General features: G+C 57.4%; 17 protein-coding genes. 8 read left to right on the forward strand and 9 right to left on the reverse strand.

Features of this window, described 5'->3' with window-relative positions; translation table 11 throughout:
* Positions 1–167: 167 nt before the first annotated feature.
* Complete coding sequence (locus E4M07_RS04585; RefSeq protein ID WP_136657089.1) at positions 168–1,439, reverse strand: hypothetical protein; 1,272 nt, start codon at positions 1,437–1,439, stop codon at positions 168–170.
* A gap of 95 nt (positions 1,440–1,534) precedes the next feature.
* Between E4M07_RS04585 and E4M07_RS04590 the strand changes: the two genes are divergently transcribed.
* Complete coding sequence (locus E4M07_RS04590; protein ID WP_169054081.1) at positions 1,535–2,200, forward strand: cyclic nucleotide-binding domain-containing protein; 666 nt, start codon at positions 1,535–1,537, stop codon at positions 2,198–2,200.
* Between the two features lie 90 nt (positions 2,201–2,290).
* Here E4M07_RS04590 and E4M07_RS04595 read toward each other — a convergent pair whose 3' ends face one another.
* Complete coding sequence (locus E4M07_RS04595) at positions 2,291–2,710, reverse strand: hypothetical protein (protein ID WP_136657091.1); 420 nt, start codon at positions 2,708–2,710, stop codon at positions 2,291–2,293.
* A gap of 166 nt (positions 2,711–2,876) precedes the next feature.
* On the opposite strand from E4M07_RS04595, the gene E4M07_RS04600 reads away from it, so the two are divergent.
* Positions 2,877–3,479, forward strand: coding sequence for a hypothetical protein (locus E4M07_RS04600; protein WP_136657092.1), 603 nt, complete (start codon positions 2,877–2,879; stop codon positions 3,477–3,479).
* 353 nt (positions 3,480–3,832) lie between these two features.
* Here E4M07_RS04600 and E4M07_RS04605 read toward each other — a convergent pair whose 3' ends face one another.
* Positions 3,833–4,891, reverse strand: a complete 1,059-nt coding sequence (locus E4M07_RS04605) for a hypothetical protein (RefSeq protein ID WP_136657093.1) — start codon at positions 4,889–4,891, stop codon at positions 3,833–3,835.
* Positions 4,892–5,046: 155 nt separating this feature from the next.
* Here E4M07_RS04605 and E4M07_RS04610 point away from each other — a divergent pair, with 155 nt between their 5' ends.
* Positions 5,047–6,396: a circularly permuted type 2 ATP-grasp protein gene (locus E4M07_RS04610; protein WP_136657094.1), complete on the forward strand. Its 1,350-nt coding sequence runs from the start codon at positions 5,047–5,049 to the stop codon at positions 6,394–6,396.
* A gap of 22 nt (positions 6,397–6,418) precedes the next feature.
* Here the strand turns inward: E4M07_RS04610 and E4M07_RS04615 are convergent, their stop codons facing one another.
* Positions 6,419–7,132 (reverse strand): META domain-containing protein, encoded by a 714-nt coding sequence (locus tag E4M07_RS04615; protein ID WP_169054082.1) that lies wholly within the window; start codon positions 7,130–7,132, stop codon positions 6,419–6,421.
* A gap of 121 nt (positions 7,133–7,253) precedes the next feature.
* On the opposite strand from E4M07_RS04615, the gene E4M07_RS04620 reads away from it, so the two are divergent.
* Entirely contained in the window at positions 7,254–8,084 is an 831-nt protein-coding gene (locus tag E4M07_RS04620) for a formyltransferase family protein (RefSeq protein WP_169054083.1), read from the forward strand.
* On the opposite strand, the gene E4M07_RS04625 is transcribed toward E4M07_RS04620, so the two are convergent.
* On the reverse strand, positions 8,081–9,232 hold the full coding sequence (locus tag E4M07_RS04625) for a hypothetical protein (RefSeq protein WP_136657097.1): 1,152 nt from the start codon (positions 9,230–9,232) through the stop codon (positions 8,081–8,083). The genes E4M07_RS04620 and E4M07_RS04625 overlap by 4 nt on opposite strands.
* A 314-nt stretch (positions 9,233–9,546) precedes the next feature.
* Here E4M07_RS04625 and E4M07_RS04630 point away from each other — a divergent pair, with 314 nt between their 5' ends.
* Positions 9,547–10,209 carry a hemolysin III family protein gene (locus E4M07_RS04630; protein ID WP_206057168.1) on the forward strand — a complete coding sequence of 221 codons (663 nt, stop codon included), beginning with the start codon at positions 9,547–9,549 and terminating at the stop codon, positions 10,207–10,209.
* Between the two features lie 79 nt (positions 10,210–10,288).
* On the opposite strand, the gene E4M07_RS04635 is transcribed toward E4M07_RS04630, so the two are convergent.
* Positions 10,289–10,945, reverse strand: a complete 657-nt coding sequence (locus E4M07_RS04635) for a metal-binding protein ZinT (protein WP_136657099.1) — start codon at positions 10,943–10,945, stop codon at positions 10,289–10,291.
* Positions 10,946–11,522: 577 nt separating this feature from the next.
* Between E4M07_RS04635 and E4M07_RS04640 the strand changes: the two genes are divergently transcribed.
* The 3 genes from E4M07_RS04640 to E4M07_RS04660 all read left to right on the forward strand — a co-directional run bounded on the left by E4M07_RS04640 (position 11,523) and on the right by E4M07_RS04660 (position 14,616).
* A complete protein-coding gene (locus E4M07_RS04640) occupies positions 11,523–11,870 on the forward strand; it encodes a hypothetical protein (RefSeq protein WP_136657100.1) in 348 nt (115 codons plus the stop codon).
* A 758-nt stretch (positions 11,871–12,628) separates the two neighbouring features.
* A complete protein-coding gene (locus E4M07_RS04655; RefSeq protein ID WP_136657103.1) occupies positions 12,629–13,354 on the forward strand; it encodes a hypothetical protein in 726 nt (241 codons plus the stop codon).
* Positions 13,354–14,616 (forward strand): radical SAM protein, encoded by a 1,263-nt coding sequence (locus E4M07_RS04660; RefSeq protein WP_136657104.1) that lies wholly within the window; start codon positions 13,354–13,356, stop codon positions 14,614–14,616. Before E4M07_RS04655 ends, E4M07_RS04660 begins: the two co-directional genes overlap by 1 nt.
* A gap of 64 nt (positions 14,617–14,680) precedes the next feature.
* Here E4M07_RS04660 and E4M07_RS04665 read toward each other — a convergent pair whose 3' ends face one another.
* The 3 genes from E4M07_RS04665 to E4M07_RS04675 all read right to left on the reverse strand — a co-directional run bounded on the left by E4M07_RS04665 (position 14,681) and on the right by E4M07_RS04675 (position 20,796).
* On the reverse strand, positions 14,681–15,334 hold the full coding sequence (locus tag E4M07_RS04665; protein ID WP_136657105.1) for an HNH endonuclease: 654 nt from the start codon (positions 15,332–15,334) through the stop codon (positions 14,681–14,683).
* A 138-nt stretch (positions 15,335–15,472) separates the two neighbouring features.
* Complete coding sequence (locus E4M07_RS04670) at positions 15,473–19,228, reverse strand: vitamin B12-dependent ribonucleotide reductase (RefSeq protein WP_136657106.1); 3,756 nt, start codon at positions 19,226–19,228, stop codon at positions 15,473–15,475.
* A 653-nt stretch (positions 19,229–19,881) separates the two neighbouring features.
* Positions 19,882–20,796, reverse strand: a complete 915-nt coding sequence (locus tag E4M07_RS04675; RefSeq protein ID WP_136657107.1) for a haloalkane dehalogenase — start codon at positions 20,794–20,796, stop codon at positions 19,882–19,884.
* Positions 20,797–20,798 lie beyond the last annotated feature (2 nt).

The raw sequence follows: 20,798 nt of genomic DNA on the forward strand, positions 1-20,798 counted from the left end.
GCGGCGATCAACAGTTTAGCACCTAGCTGCTTGTCCCAACTGCCAGCCGTTCCCTACAGCTGAAGGAAGTCAAACTGCTCTGGTAGTTTCATAATGATCGAGCAACAACAGCGACTAGCGTGGGTCGATGCCAGAAGTTGGTACATTTGCTACCCACAATTGAGATATCAGTCAGCCGTCTCGTCCAGTGCTCGAAGCAAAAACTTCTTTATCGGGGCATTGTGGGGGACAGTTAATAGATACGAACCAAAAGTCCACAGAACAAGTAATAGTAAGCGAATCAATAATACGTCCTGACCAGTTGAGCCTCTACAAAATACATTTCCAGGATTAACGTCACTTTTTGTCGTCAATTCGCAATCGAATAGGAATAAAGACAGAATTATGCCAAATACACTTAATATAGATAGCAAAGAAAATATCGTATAAAGTGCAATAGGCGTGCTATAAATATCCAAAGTTATATAATTTGTTTTCTGAAATACACAAAAAGATACAAATGTAACTTGAAATACTCCGATAATAATAAGCAACTGCCAGTATGCAATGTTCCCTTGATCTGGCAACCTCTTTCCATCGCTATACAAATGATTCGAAATGTGATCAGTATAATTTGTAGCAATAAAATATATAAAATACATTATCAGACATAGAAACATTAATGAAAAAATAAAGTACAGTAAACGTTTTGGTATAGGATTTGAAGACTGTGCATTATCGGAACGTAAATTAGAGTCATTTGTTTTAGACTTAGGGAATATTACAGGCAGGCCGATAAATCCGTTTACCATTCCCGTAAAGGTTCCCATGATAGGTACCAGCCATGATAACCGGAGCATCTTTTCCCACCAATAGTCATTAGGTGCAACGCCAGCGTAATCAAATGCATAGTACGGTATACCTCCAACAGCAAATGCAAAAATTCCACTAATAAATCCATAAACCATGCCAAGTGCTGGGCGATATTCGGCCTCATGAGTTGTGGATACTACCCCAATCATAAGTAGTAAAAGGAACGCGGCTAAAAATGTGGCTGGTAGATAATCAAAAAAAGGAAAAAGTATCACATCCATAGATAAAAACATGGACGTAATAACCGACAGAACAAGCATTGCGAGAACGTACGGACGGAAGGCCTGATGCACGATCTCCAAAGCGTCTTTGATTAGCTCTACAATTTTATCCATTTGCCTTCCCTTCAATGAAATGGGTAGTCGGAATTGGCCGGTACAAGCAAAACTCGTTAGCGGCAGATTTGCAGCGCGGATAGTACAGCAACCAAAACTATACCATTTTGATTGAATGCCAGCATAAGTAATTTCAGGTGTGGTTGCGTAGGGGCTTTGGTATTCCACCAACTTATCAGTACATATGAAAGCTGGCAGCCCATTGTTGAATTGCTTCCGATAGCCTCTTGTCGCAAAACGCTGCAACACCACTCATTGCCGATGCTCCACCCCGCCGACCGCCCTATCACCCCGGAACACGCTGACCTAAGATGAGTCCCGCACACAACCGTTATTGGGGGCAAAGCATGTTTGGGCTGGATGTACTGGTCAGCGTCGCCAACGTCGTTTATCTCGCATCCTATTCGGTGCGGGACATATTGTGGCTGCGCATCCTGACCGTTGTCGGCGCCACGCTTTTAATGCCCTACTACTATCTCCAGGCGGCGCCGCTTTGGGCGCCGATCGGGTGGAACGTCGTCTTCATGACGATCAATCTCTTCTGGATCGTGCGGCTGGCGCTGGACCGCAGGCCCGTGCCCTTTACCGACGAGGAACGGCGGATCTACCGAATCGCCTTCCGCAACATCCGTGAGCGCGAGGCGTTCCGGCTCTTCCGCATGGGCGCCTGGTCATCCGTCCGGCCGGGAACGGCGCTTCTAACCCAGGGTGAGACGGTGAAGCATCTTTCGGTCATCGTTTCCGGCAAGGTCAGTGTCGAGATGGACGGCAAGGAAGTGGACACGCTGGGCGAGGGCCGTTTCCTCGGCGGCGACGCGTTTCTCCACAGGGGCAGTGCCTATGATGCGCCGGTGAGCGTCACGACGACGGAGCAGACCCGCATCATCGCATGGCGGTTCGATGCGCTGGAGGCCCTTTTTGACAAGGACATGCGCCTCGAGGTCGACATCGAGGCGAGCCTCGGGCTGGAGCTCTCGCGCTTCCTGCAGACCGCCCGCGCGCGGCTGATGTGACGCCATAGTGGTACCGGTTCGAAGGGTGTCTTCAGGTCTGGCCCGATTGCGGGCTGGGCCGTGCTTCAGCCGATGGCGCGAATTGGCAGACTACCGTAACGTGAAGTCGCAACGGTCGGTTCCGGGATCCTCGGCAGTGCGGCAGTAAACACGCAGAGTCCGCTGGCCGGCGTAATCAACATCGCCTTCCGCGACAAAGTACAAGTGTTCGCTCGGGGCGTTGTATTGCTGCCAGTATTCGATGCGGTGATATCCGAGTGACGGAACGGAAACCACGTGGCTGCCAAGCCGGTTGAACGTGTATTTCTTGCCGTCAATGCTGAGCTGCATCTCAAATTGCGCATCTTGCGGAGCGGTGTCGTTGACAAGCTGGATTGTCAATTCGTCGGGCGACGGAGCCACCGGATCCGGATCGCCCGCGAACAGCTCAAAAATGCGGTCACTCTCAATTATCGCGACGACGATGGCAACAAAGCCTGCAATGAGCGCAACTTTTACTTCTGTTCGCACAACATCCCCCAGTACAATTGCAACGGCTGCTTACTCAATCACTTTTTATGCCGATTTTCGACCCTGCTTGATTGGACGCCCCCGCCTCTGGCAGAGGTGGCCGTGTTGGTTGCAGTGCGGTCTTTGTGCTAACAATTGCAGATTGTGTCATTCCGGAACTGTGAGGATGTCGAAAATCTTTCGCCTCTTATCCGCGGCCCTTCTTTTCGTCCTGTCGGCGGGTCCGGCGCTGGCAAATTGCGATTGGAACCGGATCATCTGGGCGACAGAACAACGCGGTGAGCGCTGGGTGCTTTACTTCGGCGACACGTTCTCCCACTACGGAACCAACGCCTATCTGGAATTGTGGAAAGCCAGGGAAATCAAGCTGCGTATGTACGGCCTGTTCTCCTGCTCGCAGGGGCAGGTCGTCTGCCGTTTGTTTGTCATCGATGACCACTACACGCCGCAGGCCTATTTCCTGCCCCACGACGATGTCAGACCCGGCAAGGAAATCACGAGGGCGATTCTCGAGGATCTCGACGCCAACGCGGACGGGCGTCTGGATTTCCTGATTCTGGCCGGCCTGAGACAGGGCTTGTACTACGGAATTCGGCCCGACGAAAAATACGCGGATATATACGATCCGAAATACAGTGATGGCGTTCATCTGCCGCATGGCAACATATTCAGCTATCTCAACTGCCGGAAAACCGATCTGGATCCGAGCGAGTACAAGGCGCCGATATTCCATCCGAATTCGAGAAAATCCGTTTCGGGATCGCGGTGAACCTCGGGCTGGAGCTCTCGCGCTTCATGCAGACCGACCGTGCGCGGCTGACGTGGGGTGCCTAATTCCCGTGGCGGTCCGGTTGCGAGCCCATGGACCACGCGCAATCGTTTGTGATCGCCGGATCCGCGTCTTGAGATGTCGCTCCTGACAGGCCGACAGTGCATGCGCGCTTTAGTGCTTATACTTCAAAGTCTTAGCCGACAGAGCCCGCCGGGATCCGCACGAACTGGAACCCAGCGTCGAAGGCGGCCTTTACGCCACGCCAGGCTTTTCTGTCCACTTCCCTGCTCTAGGCACTCAGGCAACAGCCCCCGCGGATCATCCGGTTTCACGGACAGCTTTCAGCTGCCCTAGAATGTGCCGCCTGGCGGCCGGTGCGTGCAGTCGGCATCCTTGTCGAACGGCATTCTGCAATAGCGCAATTCGGTGTAGCGCGTGAAGCTGCCGACATCCTTGCTCATATCTCCGGCGGTTTCCGGAAAGAACGGGCGCATGCATTCGATTGTCTTGCTTGCCGCGTGTTTGAATGCCTGTTTTTCTCCGTCGGAGAAAAGAAAGTCGTCAAACGCATAAAGACCCGCGCGCTCCCACAGATTGCCTTCATGATCGTCCTGCGCCGCCTCCAGGAATTTCGCACCGGTAGCGATTGCCGGTGCGGCGCATTCGTAGAACGCGGTGTGAATGTCCTTTGCCGCCTTGCTGATCTTGTCAGCATAAAGCCTCAGCTCGTGCTTGTAGCGATCCGCCTCGGCGGCAGGCAGCCAGATTGCGTGGATGCCCGATTCACTCGACAGGGTGGCATCGCTCACGGCATCCGCGAGGACGCGCATCTCGTAAAGCAGCGACAGATAGTTCTGGTTGATCCCCATAAAGTTCGAATAATTGTCGAGCGAAAACATCCCGCGGATTTGCGCCCTGGTGATTTCGTCAAAGTAGTTTTGCACGCCCGTGTTCAGCCCGTCGATGGCGGGATTGCGCGCCAAAATCGCCGGCGCCAGATAGCGCCGGAAATGCCCATGGCTGCGCAATGGAACGAGGTCGCTGAACAAGGGCCGCAATTCAAGGTCCAGTTCCTCGGCAAAAACGGCGAGTTCGCTGAGATGAACAAGCGTTTCCAGCGCCTCCGGCCCTTCGTCCGGGACGGCCGGCAGTTCTACAACCGGGTTCTCCGCGACATCAGGCAGGGGAATGTCGACCCCATCGACATAAACCAGCTGGCACATGTCACTGGGCTTGAGGTCTTCGTCATAAAGGATCAGCAGCTCGTAGCCGGGCCCGATTTCGGCGTCGCAGGGCAGCAATATCCGGCCGGTGTCGTCGATAACGCCGGTCTCCTGCTGCGCCATGCCCGGCGCGGTCATGACGAGCCACAGCAAGGCCACGCGCCAGAAGGTGCCGATCGTTCCCATGATTGCCTCCCTCTTCGTGTCTGCCGAAGTTGTAGCATAGCGTCCGCGCTTCTCCACCCGACGCGTTTCTTGATCCGCCGGTTCTGCGCCGCTAACCTTCGCCGCAGGCTGGCGATGCAACCTGCCGGTCGGCGCAATTCAGGAACGGAGCTGAGATGAGTCTGGTCCGCCGCGTGAGCGATCGCTGGAACGAACAACTGGCGAAGAGCGGACCGGGCGACGTCGAGCGCCTGCTCGGCACGCAGCAGCAAAGGCGGCTTTTGATCCGCGACCGCCCGCTCTGCACGGTGGCGAAGCCGCATTTTGTCAGCGACAGCGAACTTCAAAGGCACGGGCATGTGGTCAACGTCCTGTCGAACGCGCTGGTCCATGCCCGCAACTATGTCGTCGCCAACCGCGAGCGCGAGGCCGCGCATCTCGGGCGCTATTACGACTGGATCGGCGACCTCATGCACCTGGAGCCGGGCGAGGCCGATCACGGCGCGATCACCCGCCTCGACGGCTTCCGGGCCGGTGCCGGGATGCATTTCATCGAACTCAATGCCGACTGCCCGGGCGGCGCCGGCCACAATGACGGGCTGGCGGAGGTCTTCCAGGCGCTGGAGACCTTCAAGGCCGTTAGCGGCGATTTCGACCTGCGGCCCCTGATGCTGCAGCCGGCCATGGGCAAGGCGCTGATGGATGCCTGGCGCGACTGGGGCGGCGCCCGCCCGCCGGTGCTGGGGATCATCGGATGGTTCGAGAGTTTCGGCACCACCGCCGAGGCCGTCGCCAGCGATGCGGAGCCGTTGCGCGATGCCGGGATCGCGGGCATTGTCGCCGACCATCCCGAAGCACTTGAATTCGATGGCCGCAGATTGCGCCTCGGCGGGACGGAGATCGATCTCGTCTACCGGCTCATGCTGACGCGCGACGTCCTCGTTCAACGCGATACGCTGAAGCCGCTGCTCGAGGCGCTGCGGAAGAACGCCGTGTGCATGGTGAACCCGTTCCGTGCCGAGCTGATGGGCCACAAGGCGCTCTTTGCCCTCATCACCGATCCCGATGTCGATCTCGGCCTTTCAGCGGCGGAGCGCGAGACCGTCCGCGACCACGTGCCATGGGGGCGGCCATTGCGGGAGGCCGCGACGCTCGACCGCGAGGGGCGCCGGGTCGACCTGATCGACCATGTGCTGGAAAACCGCGAGACGCTCGTTTTAAAGCCGACCCACGCGGCGAAGGGAGAGGGTGTCGAACTCGGCTGGCACCACGATGCATCCTCCTGGGAAGCGGCGGTGCGGGCGGCGCTCGACGCCGACTGCATTGTCCAGGAGCGCGTGCCGATGCGCAGCGTCTCCTATCCCGCCGCCGAGCCCGGCCTGCCGGAACGGGAGATGTTCGAGGACACCGACCCGCTGGTCGCAAGGGGGACGCTCGCCGGTTATCTCACGCGCGTTTCGGAAATGGAGATCGTCAACGTCTCCAAGGAGGGCAGCGTCGTGCCGTCCTTCGTCGTCGGGGGGTGATCGATCCCGGTCCCACCTTGCTTCAGTGGCTCAGCGGCGACAGGCGCAGGGTCACGCCGGCATCCGGATTGGATAGGACCAGCTCCCGCGAAAACGGGCTGAACACCTGGTCAATCCGACCCTGCAGACCGGCCAGGATGGCTTTTTCCTGAGATGCCAGGGCCTCCGAGGGGCAGGCCGCCTTGGTCATTGTGACCGGGCCGTCGATCAGCAAAATTCGGCCGTCGAAACTGCCACTGGTTATGAATTGATTGCAGCCGGTCGATCCGGACACCGCACCGTCGGGCGCGAAGGCCACGAAGGCCTCGGCAACCGGGGCCTCACCGTTGAGCGCCGTCAGGCTCCAGCGCAGCTGCTCCGCCGCATTCGCGGGGGCCTGCTGGGCACTTTCTTCAAGGTAGCGCCCGGCCACCCAGCCCTCGATGCCGTCATAGGCGATCCTGCACCACGTTCGGCGTTCCGACGCCTCGCGCTCCTCCTCGGTTGCATCCAGCCATTCGGCAAAGCTCAGTCCACCCTCGCATCCGAGGTTTTCGATACCGTTTCCGTCCGGCGGTATCTCGCCGATCTTCTCCGCCTTCGGGTTCGGCTCCCGGCGGATATTGAGCACGTCATCTGCGGCGACGCCGCGCACCATGAAAAAGTCGGGCCCGTCCGCCGTGGCGAGAGCCACGGATACCGCCGCAAGCAGCATGCCGACGGCCAGCGCAAGTCTTGCCGTAAAATCGGCTTTCATGAATCTACCCGTTCCCGTGTTTCGGTCGGAAAAACCGGTCTTTCCGATTCCGCAACCGTGCCATGGCGGGAGGCTGGCATTAAACGGGAAATTAGTAAACTGTCAGCGCGGAGGGTCTTGCATGAAGATCGTTATCCTGACCTTCGATCTGCCGGAGGCGAATGTCGTCACGCGCGCGCTGCTTCATGAGCTGCCCGGCGAGGTGACGGGCATCGTCGCGTCGACCGCGATGATCGCCGGCAAGACCGACCGCGTGGCAATCGTGCGTCTCGGGAAAGCCATGGGTTGGCGTTATGGCGGAAGCTGGCTGGTTCACCGGTGGCTTGCAGGGCTCGGTGCATTGAGCCTGCGCCTTCGGCGCAAGCCCGCCGGTGTCGGCTCGCTCAAGGCGCTGGCGCGGGAGGCGGGCATTCCAGTGTTCGCCACAAGGGACGCCGGCAGCGTTGAGTGCCTCGAAAGGGTGCGGTCGTGGGCGCCGGACCTGATCGTCTCCAACTATTTCAACCAGGTGATCCGCCGGCCGATGCTGGCGATCCCGAGGGTCGGCACGATCAACATGCATCCGGCGCTCTTGCCTCGGAACCGGGGCCTGATGCCGTGTTTCTGGGCGATGGCGAATGGCGATCCGACCACCGGCGCGACGGTCCACTGGGTGGATGAAAGCCTCGACACGGGCAACATCATCCTGCAGGGCAGCGTTCCCGTTCACGAAGGGGAATCGGTGATTTCCCTGTCCGAGCGCTGCAGCGAATGCGGCGCCGGCCTGCTGCTCGAATGCATTTCGAAACTCCGCGGGGGCAGGGTGCCGGGCGAGCCGCAGGATGAAACGAAGCGGAGCTACTATTCCTGGCCCAGCCCCGGCGGCATCCGGCGCCTCTACCGGCGCGGCCACCGCTACGGCTCGGTTGCCGAGATGTGGCGGCAGGTCGGGCGGGCGCGGATGCAGGATTAGGCGGGGCTTCCGTCAGCGGTCTCCGCGGTTCCGTTGCCCGTCTCCGCGGCTTCATCGGCCGCCTGTTTTTTCTTGGCTTCGATCAGCCATTTCGGCAGCGCATAGCCGAGGTTATTCTCGAGCTTGAACAGCGGAGACCGGATATTTCGCGGAACCTTGCCGCTGGCAATGTCCATGACCTCCCAGTCGTTTTCCTTGTTCTCGGTTCTGCCCCAGATGGAGAACCGGTTCGGCTGTGCCTTGGCCGCGATATAGGAAAGAAGATGATTGCGGGTATCTTCCCATGGCTCTTCGTTGCGCGTGTCCTGAATGAGGTCGATCAGGATGATCGCGAAATTGGCAAGGCGGACGTTCTTTGTGCGAATAAACGCGGAAATACGCTCGGCATAGGCATTTATGAAATCGGCCGTTGCGTCGTTTTTCTGGATGATCTCCACGAACATCGACCAACTGATGGGGCGCGTGTCCTCCCACTTTGCCGATCTCTCGGTGATCACCTCGCCTAGCTCCATCGCCGCATCGCGCCACAGGACATAATCGCCCGGCAGATCATCGTTGGCCAGGACTGGGTCTATCTTGTGCGTGAGGTAGAAATCGAAGAAACCGCGCTTCGGATGCGCGGGCAGGGCCGTGACCGTGTTCTGATACCTTTCGATCGCGGAAAAGAACCGAAGGAACCTGTATATGCAGGTATCGCGCTTGTTCTCCTCCAGCGACGTGCGTGAAACCGTTGCGGGGTTCCACGGTTTCAGGTAGTCACCCGCGAAATCGCCGGCCTCATCGGGTTGATTTTTGAAGATCTCCGCAAAGCGCGCGACAAGCCGTGTTGCTTCAAGAAGAACCATTTCCTGGTGCATGATGTGCTCCTGCCCCAATTGACGGTCGTCGAAACGCTCCTTGACCTCAAGCTTGGTCTCCTCGGTCACCTTTGTGAGCGCTTCGGTCTTGTCCAGCAGTTTCTCGATGTCTTCCTTGCTCGCGTATTTCTTGCCGAGCTCCTTCAGATAGGCCGCCAGGAACACGCCAAGGGCTGTGACGACAATCAACGCCGCCAGGGCCAACAGCTGGAATTCGGTCGATTGAACGACGGCAGCGGGGAACTGCGACGTAATCTGTTCGACGATTTCAACGGGGATTTCGCTCGCCATCTGCACCCTCACTCCAAAAGGTTGTGGACGCGTCAGAATACCACAACGACGGAAAAGGGGCCTGATGCCCTCCGGCGGCATCCGGCGCCTCTAGCGGCGCGGGCATCGCTACGGCTCGGTTGCCGAGATGTGGCGGCAGGTCGGGCGGGTGGACACCTTCTTTCATTGAAGTGATTTCCCAACGGTTGCCCCTTGGGCGAAAACGGGTATCTGATGGCGGTGCTGCACAGATGGTGAGGCGCGGTTTTGCCGACGGCCATCGAAAGGACCGGCAGTTGCTGCCGCTTCGCAACGAGAATGAGGGACCCGTGAATTTGTCTTTCGCACATAGCCGCCCCGCATACAGCCGCGCCGAGCGGTTCAGCGATGGCGTGGTTCACGTCGTCGGCGTTTGCCTCGCCATGATCGCGGTTCCGTTGCTGATCGTGCTCACGGTCCTATTCCGTTCGGAGCCCGGCCCCGTTGTCGGGGTCTCGGTCTATGGAACGACACTGGTGGCGATGCTGTGCTTTTCGGCCCTCTACAACATGGTCGACAGCGCGCGGTGGACCGGCCTGCTCCGCCGTCTCGACCACTCGGCGATCTACATGAAAATTGCCGGAACCTATACGCCCTTCGTGCTCGTGTCCGGCGTTCCGGCGACCGGGCTTCTGACGGGCTTGTGGGGCGCCGCGACCGTCGGCTCGCTCCTGAAAATGCTCGCACCCGGCAGGTTCAAGTGGCTTGCGCTGGCGCTTTACCTCGCCATGGGCTGGGCCGTTTTGCTGGCCGGCGGCCCGATCATCGCGGGACTTTCCCCGGCGGTTTTCTGGATCGTAACCGCCGGCGGCATTGTCTACACCGCAGGCGTCGGGTTCCACCTTTCGGAGCGCCTGCCTTTCCACAACACGATCTGGCACGTCTTCGTGCTGGCGGGCAGCGTGCTGTTCTTCATCGCCGTTGCGGTGTTGATCGCCAACCTGCCGATGGGCGGGTAGGAAGGCGGCGTTGACCCGCCACTGGCCGGCGGCGGCGAACCGGGCCGCCGGCGGTCTGTCAGGCGTGTATGGTCGGCTCTCAGTGGGCCATCATGGCATGGGCGATCGCGTCGCCGCTCATGCCGGCCGGCCAGTAGGTCGGCCAGTTGGTGAGTTCCTGAAGGATTTTCGCCCGGTCGTCGCCCCAGTAGAGGTGATAGTGATCGGATTTCTCCGGCGCGATCTTGTGGTCGCTGAACTGGATGAAGAGCGGCGCGGCGGCATCGCCTTCGGCCTTCCTGAAGATGAAGCGGACGCCGCGATTTCCCTTCTTGTAGGTGAGGATCTCGTAGCCGTCGCTTTCATAGCGCGCCTGCAGTGGCTCGCCGTTCCGGTAGAAGGTCACGTTGCCATCGGCGATGACGATGCGCTCCACGTCCGTCTTGAAGCCGGTGTCATAATAGGCGCGGTATTCCTCGGCGGTGCTGTCGCCGCTTTCGGCCTTGTGCGCGATCCATTCGTCCAGCTTGCCGTCCTGCAAGTGGGGATAGATGCTCGCCCAGTCGCCCTGCCAGTCGGCAAGCGGGCGCGGCTTGATCTGGTCGTCCTCGAAATAGCCCTTGTAGACGGTCTTTTCCGCGCCGTGGCTGTGGCTGTGGGCTGAAGACCTGTCCTTCGTCTCCGCCACCGCGGGCAGCGCCAGCAGCGCCCCACTGAGAAGAAACGCACAGGAAATTCCGGCAAAGCTTTTACGCATGATCTTGAACCTCAATCCGTGTTTCAGAAGTCGTTATGTTACAACGTAACATAGCTGAGTAAGGTCTTAAGGGAGATCGGGTGCGCAGGCAAGGGCAAGGATGGGTTGGGGGTGGGATTTTGGGGCGGGTTTGTGCGAGCGGGCGATAGCTGAGAACCGGCGAGTGGCACCGTCAACCTGCATGCGGCGCTGCTCTGCGAATGTATCGCCGGGCTGTGCAAGGGCCGCCTGCCGGGTGCGCAGCAGGACGAAATGAAACGGAGCTATAACTCCTGGCCAAGCCCCGGTGGCATCAGACGCCTTTGCCGGTGCGGCTACCGCTACGGCTCGCTCAGTGGGATGTGGCGGGAGGACCGAACAATGAATGATGCAAGCCAAGTGTGCCATGAGCCGAAAGTTGGCATCAATTATGGATTGAGTGAACGTCTCCGTGAATACGAAATTCTATCCAAGTGACGACAACGCCGTCACTGCAAGCGTGGTTGAATTTCGTAAAGAATCATGGTAAATGAATCCTTAACGAATCGGATTCGTAAATGCGGCGTTGGAAAAAACCACATTAATTACATAGGTTTATATGGTAAACCAACGCATACGTGAACGGGACTTAATTGAACCCGTATTACGGTTGATTGTGCTTCATGGAGATGATGAAGGCGGTCTGAACGTGACTAAATTGGATGAACTGCTACGTGAGCAGCTTACGCTTTCAGTAGGCGATAGGGAGATCCTGACCGGCAGAAAGGATGACCGCTTCAGTCAGGTCGTGCGAAATCTTGTTAGTCACAGGACTTTGGAAAAAAGGGGACTTGCAGAGTATCGAACGAAAGAGGGTTCGAAACGCGGTTCATATTACTTGACACCGAGAGGAGCGGCCCTGCTTGAGGAAGAGGAAAATGTCATTCAACCGGATTTGTTTGATTGAAGGAGGAACAGAAGAGCACATAAAAAATGGTCACATCAGAGCTCAATCTGATGTGACCACAATCAGCAGCTAGCTGCGACTCGAGTTGCCGAAGCGTGCGTACTGACTCGCAATCCAAGAACAGCACGCCTTCGGCTTCAAATCAATTCACAAAGAAAAGGAGGGCCGATCATGGCTCAGTATTTTGTGAATCGGAATGCACAGCCGAACGGCGATCATGAAGTTCATACTGTGGGGTGTCCATTTCCACCGGAACCAGAAAACCGTCTCAATCTCGGCGATCATCCGAACTGCCAATCGGCTGTACTGCAGGCAAGGCAGTACTTCCATCAGGTAAATGGTTGCTTTTACTGCAGCCTCTTGTGCCACACTCAATAGGAGATTTCAGAAATGGCAACCAATCCACCAATTGGAGATGGCCATCGTAAGGGTGCCGTCCGGCAGCGGTCTCAAGTGTATAATCCCAAAACGGAAAACTGGACCAAAAGGGATACTTCCACCGGAAGGTTCATGGACCAGAAAGCAGACAAGAAGCCATTTAAGGGTGTCCGGCGTGAAAGATAGCGGCCGGCAACTTTGGTTATCCGGACCTCGCAATCTGAAAATTGCGGGCCCATTGTTTGATGTTGATGAAATTCAACGTCTTTGGATTTCATCCAAATGTCCCTCGGGCACATCGATGAAACACAATCGTTGACTCTATTGTGCTCCGGTGGGAACAATACGAGAACAAGAAAGCAATTGGAGAAAGCCACTGAATGTATAAGTCAATTAGTGATTTTTTCACCAACTTCGCCAACGAAACCAGCCATTGGCAGTTCATCAACTCGTACTTTAAGCCGGCGGTTACTCGATTTTTTATCTCGTGGTTTGCGTTAGCGCCCGCTGCGGTGAAGTTCATTGATGGCTTGCCCAGCCCGCTCAACGTTTCCATCGGGCAAAACACCTACAGCATAGCATTGGAGTTGCCGTTTAGTTGGGCGGTACTTTGGTGGGCATCATTGATATATGCGATTGCGTTTGTGATTCACTCGCTTATTTGTCCCGGATTTATTCGCCGATATCCGAAATATGCCGATTATCTAGAGAGAGGACATTCGCCTCGATGGTTGGTGTGGGAAGTCTATCGTGCATGGCAGTCGATTTCAAAGAAAGCTAGACTGAAGTTATTCAGGCGTTTGACGGAAAAAAATTATTCCTGCGAAAGCGAGACAGAGGCACAGTGCTACACCACTCCTTCTGTAACAGGTGCTGGTACTGAATGGGTTTTTGAGTACAAGAACCACAAGCGGTTGTTAAGAATAGATGAAACGATGTCTGCTGAGAGGCAAAAAGACCTGTTCTGGGAGGTATTGGCAAGACATGCCGCGAGCCGTTCTTGGGCTCGATACACAATTTGGATTCTTCTGGCAGTAACAGCGATTCTGGTATCGCTTGTCGTTGTGCAAAACATCGTGTTTGTTTTGCGATTTCTTACGTCCTGATGTCTTACAAATACTATCTTGCGCTGACCAGTCAGCTTCCTTTTTGTAGCGTTCCGCTCCGTATTGATACTTACAGTGGCTGCCAGTTTTCCTGCTCCTACTGTTTTTCCAAAGCGAGAGGGGGTGCGGTATCCTCAAACACACTTCAAGAGATCGAGCCAGAACAACTTAGAAAGCGATTGGCACGTGTCTTTAACGGCAAACTTTCTGGTGCAGTTGATGAATTTTTACTTAGAAGAGTGCCGCTGCAACTCGGGGGAATGAATGACCCATTTAGTCCTTGGGAGGCTCATCGAAAGAGGACCCTGGATACGCTTAAGGTGCTGAGGGAATTTCAGTATCCAACGTTGATAAGTACAAAGGGCAATCTTGCGACCAAACAGCCCTATGTTGAAGTGCTACAATCCGGAAACTTCTATGTAAGAATATCGATATCGGTTGGGGCGTTGGACACGGTACGAAAAATCGAAAAAGGCGTACCTAGCTTGAGCGCGCGTATAGATATGGCTGAGGCCCTCTCTGCAACAGGCATTCCGGTTTCATTGAGATTTCAGCCGGTAATATTTGGACAAGAAGAAGATGCACTGAGAGTGCTCAAACTTGCTGGTTCAGCCGGCGTGCGCCATGTATCTGCTGAATACCTTAAACTGCCCATCGAAAGTAGATCGCGTCAAACGTCTTACCTTTCTGCTGCCATTCCCGATTTAGTGAATACTTACCACTCTCTGGATGCGAAAAGAGTAGGCAGAGAGTTCGTTTTGCCGACCGAAGTTAAAGCGCCAGGGCTTTTCTTTTTACGGGATAACGCGGTCGCAATGGGACTTAAGTTTGGTTTTGCGGAAAACGAGTTTTTGCACCTGAATCAGTTCAGTTCTTGCTGCAATGCGGCAGATTTGTTTCTGAATAATTGCAATTTCTTTTCGGGCAACATCTTGGGAATTTTGAAGCGACAAATGACAAACGAAAAGATTGAGTTTTGCTTACCGCAAGATGAGTGGTTGCCAAAGATGAGTGTATTTAGTCACCTTAATTCCCGATCACGTGGTAAACGACTGGTCTCCACTAAAGAGCCAACTCCACGCACTCGCTGGAAAAATCTTCTTATAGATAAATGGAATTCGACCAGTGGGAGAGGTGGACCTTTGAGTTTCTGGGGAGTCGTATCTGATGGCAGAGTGGATTCACATGGGAACAAAATTTACGCACAGAGTCGCCTGCTTAGGGACACCCTATCATCGTATGTTGTTCCGGCTGAAGGTTAGGTTTGTGGCGTAGGATTGATAGGCGAATGTTAGACGCAAAGATAAATAGGATTGCCAGACTTACTTAGGGTTTTTTTGCTCCGCAGACGAACTCGTTGTGATACTGAATATAAGGTTCACCAATTCTGTGCCCCAATGTTGAAACTATTTTTTTTGGATCTAACGTCATTGCCCCGTAGTCCAGAATTACGTGATGGTTCGGGCACAGAATTATGATATTAGTGGATATGTCCGGGCCGTTGTGTGGATTACCAAGTGGCATGATGTGATGTGCTTCAGAGTACTCTCGACCATCGGACAGACGGATAGTTTCACCACATATTTGGCATTTGTTTTGATGAACTAGTTTGAGTTTACGAGCGAGTGGGGTGTCGCGTAGTATTCGATAAACGCTCGTTTCAACTCTCTCTGTTTCCAAATTATTGTCTGAGGTGGTTAAATCTACCGCGCTGGGTGTGGCTTCGATCAATTTACGTAATCCCCAAACCCCGGCTCCCAGACCATCCACACTGAAGAACAAATCTCTTCGGCCTTGCCAATTTGAGGAATCCGAAGAATTATACTCAAGTTCCTTTCTGACTATTGCATTCAAGCTGGTTGGCGTGCTCAACCCCGCGGTTGTTCTTACTGATCTGACTTCTTCATATAGGCGTTTGAGCTGTGCTTTTCCGTTTAAGTTCTGCAAAGCTGTTTCAACAGATTGCCACCATGCGGCCATGACATACACCTGCTTGTCGTTTGAGTATATATCCGATCAATTTTTACGTCTAAGTTGCATTTCGGTGCCGGACAGTTCAACCAAAAACCCCCGCATCGCAGCGAGGGTTTCTTTCGTTTCGCAAATTTCAGCGCCTAATCAACTACACCCGCTGGTCGCCCCGCACGTGTCGCACTTCAAACACGTCCCGTTCCTGACCATCGTAAAGTTCGAACACTCCGAACACGCATCGCCCGTGTAGCCCTGCATGATCGCCTTGGCGCGGCGGTCGGCTTCGACCTTTTGCGCGTCGGCGCGGGCGTCTTCGATGGCGTCTCCGTCGAAGAGTTCGTCGGCTTCTTCTTCCTCGGCGATCTCCTCGGAGAGCTGCTTGGCGCGCTCCTCATAGTCGCGCTTGAAGGCGAGGGCCTCTTCGGCGTTCTGCGCGGCGATGGCCTCGGAGACGAGCGCCGCGCCGCCGGAGATCGCCGTCACGTTGGAGCTGCCGCTGCCGGCGGGCGCGCCGCCCATCGGCTGGCCGCCGGGAGCGACGAGTTCGAGCTTGTGGCCGCGGGTCCAGCCCTTGGAGACGGGCGCGGTCTTGCCTTCCTTTATGCCTTTGCCGAGCGCCGTGTTGGAAAAGTCGGACGTATCCACATGGGCAAGGTCGTGGCGCTCCAGGTAGGAGACGGCAAGCTCGCGGAAGACATAGTCGAGGATCGACGTCGCGTTCTTGATCGCGTCGTTGCCCTGGACCATGCCGGCCGGCTCGAACTTGGTGAAGGTGAAGGCCTCGACATATTCCTCCAGCGGCACGCCATATTGCAGGCCGAGCGAAATGGCGATGGCGAAATTGTTCATCATGGCGCGGAAGGCGGCGCCTTCCTTGTGCATGTCGATGAAGATCTCGCCGATGCGGCCGTCGTCGAACTCGCCGGTGCGCAGATAGACCTTGTGGCCGCCGACCACCGCCTTCTGGGTGTAGCCCTTGCGCCGGTTGGGCAGCTTCTCGCGCTCGCGCACGACCTTTTCCACCACCCGCTCGACGATCTTCTCGGTCACGGCCACGGCCTTGGCGGCGGCGGGCGCCTCGATCAGCTCCTCCAGCGCGTCCTCGTCGTCATCGTCCTCGATGAGCGCGGCGTTGAGCGGCTGCGAGAGCTTGGAGCCGTCGCGGTAGAGCGCGTTGGCCTTGAGCGCCAGCTTCCAGGAGAGCATGTAGGCGGACTTGCAGTCCTCGATGCTCGCCTCGTTCGGCATGTTGATGGTCTTGGAGATGGCGCCCGAGATGAAGGGCTGGGCCGCGGCCATCATGCGGATGTGGCTTACGGTGGAAAGATAGCGCTTGCCGATCTTGCCGCACGGGTTGGCGCAGTCGAAGACGGGCAGGTGCTCTTCTTTCAGGTGCGGCGCGCCTTCCAGCGTCATCGCCCCGCAGATGTGAATGTTGGCGGCGTCGATGTCCTTTTTCGAAAAACCGAGGTAATCCAGCATGTTGAACTCGAAATCGTTCAGCGCCTCCTCGGAGATCTCCAGCACCTCGCGGCAGAAATCGGTGCCGAGCGTCCACTGGTTGAAGGCGAACTTGATGTCGAAGGCCGTCTCCAGCGCGCCGTTCAGCGCCTCGATCTTTTCGTCGGTGAAGCCTTTGGCCTTCAGCGATGCCGGGTTGATCGCCGGCGCCTGGTTGAGATTGCCGTGGCCGACGGCATAGGCCTCGATCTCGGCGATCTCGGCTTCCGAATAGCCAAGCGTGCGCAGGGCTTCGGGAACCGCGCGGTTGATGATCTTGAAATAACCGCCGCCGGCGAGCTTCTTAAACTTGACCAGCGCGAAATCGGGCTCGATGCCGGTGGTGTCGCAGTCCATGACGAGGCCGATCGTGCCGGTCGGCGCGATCACCGTCGCCTGGGCGTTGCGGTAGCCGTTATTCTCGCCGAGTTCCACGGCCTTGTCCCAGGCGGCCTTCGCGTGGGTCACCAGCTCTTCGTCCGGGCAGTCGTCATGGGCGAGCGCCACCGGGTTGGTGGAAAGCTTCTCGTAACCGGCCGTCTCGCCATGGGCGGCGCGGCGGTGGTTGCGCATGACGCGCAGCATGTTGGCCCGGTTCGGCTTGTAGCCGGGGAAGGGGCCGAGCTCGCCCGCCATCTCGGCGGAGGTGGCGTAGGCAACGCCGGTCATGATCGCGGTAATCGCCCCGCAGATGGCGCGGCCGGCCTCGGAATCGTAAGGAATGCCCGAGGTCATCAACAGGCCGCCGATATTGGCGTAGCCGAGACCCAGCGTGCGGTACTTGTAGGAGAGCTCGGCGATCTGCTTCGACGGGAACTGCGCCATCATCACCGAGACCTCGAGGACGACGGTCCACAGCCGCGTTGCGTGCTCGAACTCACCGATCTGGAACTTGTTGGACTTCTTCTCCATGAACTGCAGCAGGTTCAGCGACGCGAGGTTGCAGGCTGTGTCGTCCAGGAACATGTATTCCGAGCACGGGTTGGAGGCGCGGATCGGGCCGGCGGACGGGCAGGTGTGCCAGTCGTTCATCGTGGTGTTGAAGTGGAGGCCCGGATCGGCCGACGCCCATGCGGCGTAGCCGACCTGGTCCCACAGGTCGCGCGCCTTGACCGTCTTCGTCACATCGCCCGAGATGCGGCCGATGAGATCCCAGTTGCCGTCTGCCTCGACGGCGTTGAGGAAATCGTCCTTGACCGAGACCGAGTTGTTGGAGTTCTGGCCGGAGACGGTGAGATAGGCTTCCGAATCCCAGTCGGTGTCGTAGGTGGTGAACTCGATGTCCTTGTGGCCCTGCTCGGCGAACTGGATGACGCGCTTGACGTAGTTCTCCGGAACCTGCGCCTTCTTGGCGGCGCGGATCTCGCGCTTCAGCGCCGGGTTCTTCTTCGGGTCGAAGCAGTCGCCGTCCGGGCCGTCGCAGTTGACGCAGGCCTTCATGATGGCTTTCAGGTGGGAGGCCACGACCTTGGAGCCGGTGACGAGCGCCGCCACCTTCTGCTCTTCCTTGACCTTCCAGTTGATGTAGGCCTCGATATCCGGGTGGTCGATGTCGACGACGACCATCTTGGCGGCGCGGCGGGTGGTGCCGCCCGACTTGATGGCGCCGGCGGCGCGGTCGCCGATCTTCAGGAACGACATCAGGCCGGAGGACTTGCCGCCGCCGGAGAGCTGCTCGCCTTCGCCGCGCAGGTGCGAGAAGTTGGAGCCGGTGCCGGAGCCGTACTTGAAGAGCCGCGCCTCGCGCACCCACAGGTCCATGATGCCGTTGTCGTTGACAAGGTCGTCCTCGACCGACTGGATGAAGCAGGCGTGCGGCTGCGGATGCTCATAGGCCGATTTCGACTTCACCAGCTTGTTGGTGAACGGATCGACATAGAAATGGCCCTGGCCGGGGCCGTCGATGCCGTAGGCCCAGTTGAGACCGGTGTTGAACCATTGCGGGCTGTTGGGCGCGACGCGCTGGGTGGCGAGCATGTAGGCAAGCTCGTCGAAAAAGGTGCGCGCGTCGTCCTCGCCGTCGAAATAGCCGCCCTTCCAGCCCCAGTAGGTCCAGGTGCCGGCAAGGCGCGTGAACACCTGGCGCGCATCGGTCTCGGAGCCGTAGCGTTCGTCCTCGGGCAGCTCTTCCAGCGCCTCGAGGTCCGCAGTGGAGCGCCACAACCAGGACGGGACGGAGTTTTCCTCAACTTTTTTCAGCCGCGCGGGAACGCCCGCCTTGCGGAAATATTTCTGCGCAAGGATGTCGCTCGCGACCTGCGAGAACTGCGTGGGCACGTCGATATTGTCCAGGCGGAAGACGACGGAGCCGTCGGGATTCTTGATTTCGCTCGTCGCCTTGCGGAACGCGATTTCCGCGTATGGCGACTGACCTTCTTTTGTAAAACGACGCTCAATGCGCATGCTTGCTATCCTCGTCTCAAGACTGCCTCGCCGCCGCCCAAGCCGACAAGACGCGATTTCCCCTTCCTGCGTGCCGTTTACTCAAAAGTGAACTGCAGCAGACCTTAAACTATCGAAGCGTGTTTCGCGAAGCCCCCCTCGCTAATGACGCTATATCTTGTGTCGATATTTGCTGCAAACACTAAAGATAGTATTAACAGCTTGTTTTCGCCAATCACGTTTTTTCCATTAGCCTCAGCCGTGAAACGCGCAAAAACTCCCCGTGTCCCGAACTGGAAACCGACCCGTCAGGGACTTCATGTCCTTACACATTACAACTGATGATGATCTGCCTTGAACGCGCAGACCGCCGCTGCTGGAACAACGTCTGTACAGTACAACGCGACTCGTTTTCGACCGTCAAGGGCTTGATTGAGACAGAATTGTGAACACCAGATGTTGTGGGTGGGCGATGTGGAAAGCGGGGAAAGCGCAATGCCTTGAAAACCCCGCACTTGGCCACCCGTCAAGCGGATTCGAAGCCAAATATGTTGGCCAAAAAAATTTTGTGATGCACAGCGTGCGCACCGTCCCTTGACAGTTCCGGGCGGGCGGGCCGGCGAATCACCCGCCGGCCGCTTTTCAATTCAAGGTAGAAGAATTTACCGTCCGATTCAGCTATTTCTTGCAAACTCGACGAGTTTTCCCGCCAGCAGCGGCCCGGCATCCTCCTGCAGGAAGTGGGAGGCGTTTTCAGTGATGAAGTGATTCTGCCCGGCGGTGCCCGGAACCAGCTTCTGAAAAACCTTCTCGCCGCCGTGCATGATGATGTCCTTGTCGGAAAAACAGGTCAGGAACGGCTTGTCGAACCGGCGCAGGCTCTCCCACGCGGCGCGCTGTGCGGGCGCCGCCGGATCCTCGGGGCTCGCCGGCACCAGCATCGGGAAGGCGCGGGCGCCCGCCTTGAAGCTCTCGTCGGGGAAGGGCGCGTCGTAGGCGGCAGCGACGGCCTCGGTCATGCCGCGCGCCGTGCCGCGCGAGACGATGCCGCCGATATTGAACTCCGGCGTCGTCTGGCTGTATTCGCGCCACTGCTTGAAGGCGTCGCCGAGATCCTGGTCGCCGGTCGGCAGCCCCGTGTTGCCGATCATCACGCGGGCAAAGAGCTCCGGCGATTCGGCCACCAGGCGCAGGCCGATCAGCCCGCCCCAGTCCTGGCCGAAGAAGGTAATGTCCCTGAGATCGAGCGCCGCCATGAACTGCTTCATCCAGTCGACATGGCCGAGATAGGAATAGGCGGCGCGGTCGTCGATCTTGTCGGACTTGCCGAAGCCGATGAAGTCGGGCGCCAGCACGCGAAAGCCGGCCGCGGCGATCGGCGGGATCATCTTGCGGTAAAGATAGGACCAGGTCGGCTCGCCGTGCAGGAGCAGCACGGCCGGGCCGTCCTTCGGGCCCTCGTCGACATAATGCATGCGCAGGGCGCCGTGATCGCCGCCGTCGATTTCCAGGTAATTCGCCGCGAACGGATAGTCCGGCAGGTTCTCGAACCGGTCCTCCGGCGTGCGCAAGACGCGTGCGGTGCCCATGA

It is taken from the genome of Nitratireductor sp. XY-223, from assembly GCF_004959855.1.
GTDB lineage: Bacteria > Pseudomonadota > Alphaproteobacteria > Rhizobiales > Rhizobiaceae > Hoeflea_A.

Excerpts from the sequence above, each read along its gene's own strand:
- E4M07_RS04590 (WP_169054081.1), top strand. The coding sequence starts at position 1,535 with ATGTTTGGGCTGGATGTACTGGTCAGCGTCGCCAACGTCGTTTATCTC.
- E4M07_RS04655 (WP_136657103.1), top strand. The coding sequence starts at position 12,629 with ATGTATAAGTCAATTAGTGATTTTTTCACCAACTTCGCCAACGAAACC.
- E4M07_RS04660 (WP_136657104.1), top strand. The coding sequence starts at position 13,354 with ATGTCTTACAAATACTATCTTGCGCTGACCAGTCAGCTTCCTTTTTGT.
- E4M07_RS04635 (WP_136657099.1), bottom strand. The coding sequence starts at position 10,945 with ATGCGTAAAAGCTTTGCCGGAATTTCCTGTGCGTTTCTTCTCAGTGGG.
- E4M07_RS04675 (WP_136657107.1), bottom strand. The coding sequence starts at position 20,796 with ATGGGCACCGCACGCGTCTTGCGCACGCCGGAGGACCGGTTCGAGAAC.
- E4M07_RS04670 (WP_136657106.1), bottom strand. The coding sequence starts at position 19,228 with ATGCGCATTGAGCGTCGTTTTACAAAAGAAGGTCAGTCGCCATACGCG.
- E4M07_RS04640 (WP_136657100.1), top strand. The coding sequence starts at position 11,523 with ATGGTAAACCAACGCATACGTGAACGGGACTTAATTGAACCCGTATTA.
- E4M07_RS04605 (WP_136657093.1), bottom strand. The coding sequence starts at position 4,891 with ATGGGAACGATCGGCACCTTCTGGCGCGTGGCCTTGCTGTGGCTCGTC.
- E4M07_RS04610 (WP_136657094.1), top strand. The coding sequence starts at position 5,047 with ATGAGTCTGGTCCGCCGCGTGAGCGATCGCTGGAACGAACAACTGGCG.
- E4M07_RS04665 (WP_136657105.1), bottom strand. The coding sequence starts at position 15,334 with ATGGCCGCATGGTGGCAATCTGTTGAAACAGCTTTGCAGAACTTAAAC.
- E4M07_RS04625 (WP_136657097.1), bottom strand. The coding sequence starts at position 9,232 with ATGGCGAGCGAAATCCCCGTTGAAATCGTCGAACAGATTACGTCGCAG.
- E4M07_RS04620 (WP_169054083.1), top strand. The coding sequence starts at position 7,254 with ATGAAGATCGTTATCCTGACCTTCGATCTGCCGGAGGCGAATGTCGTC.
- E4M07_RS04600 (WP_136657092.1), top strand. The coding sequence starts at position 2,877 with ATGTCGAAAATCTTTCGCCTCTTATCCGCGGCCCTTCTTTTCGTCCTG.
- E4M07_RS04615 (WP_169054082.1), bottom strand. The coding sequence starts at position 7,132 with ATGAAAGCCGATTTTACGGCAAGACTTGCGCTGGCCGTCGGCATGCTG.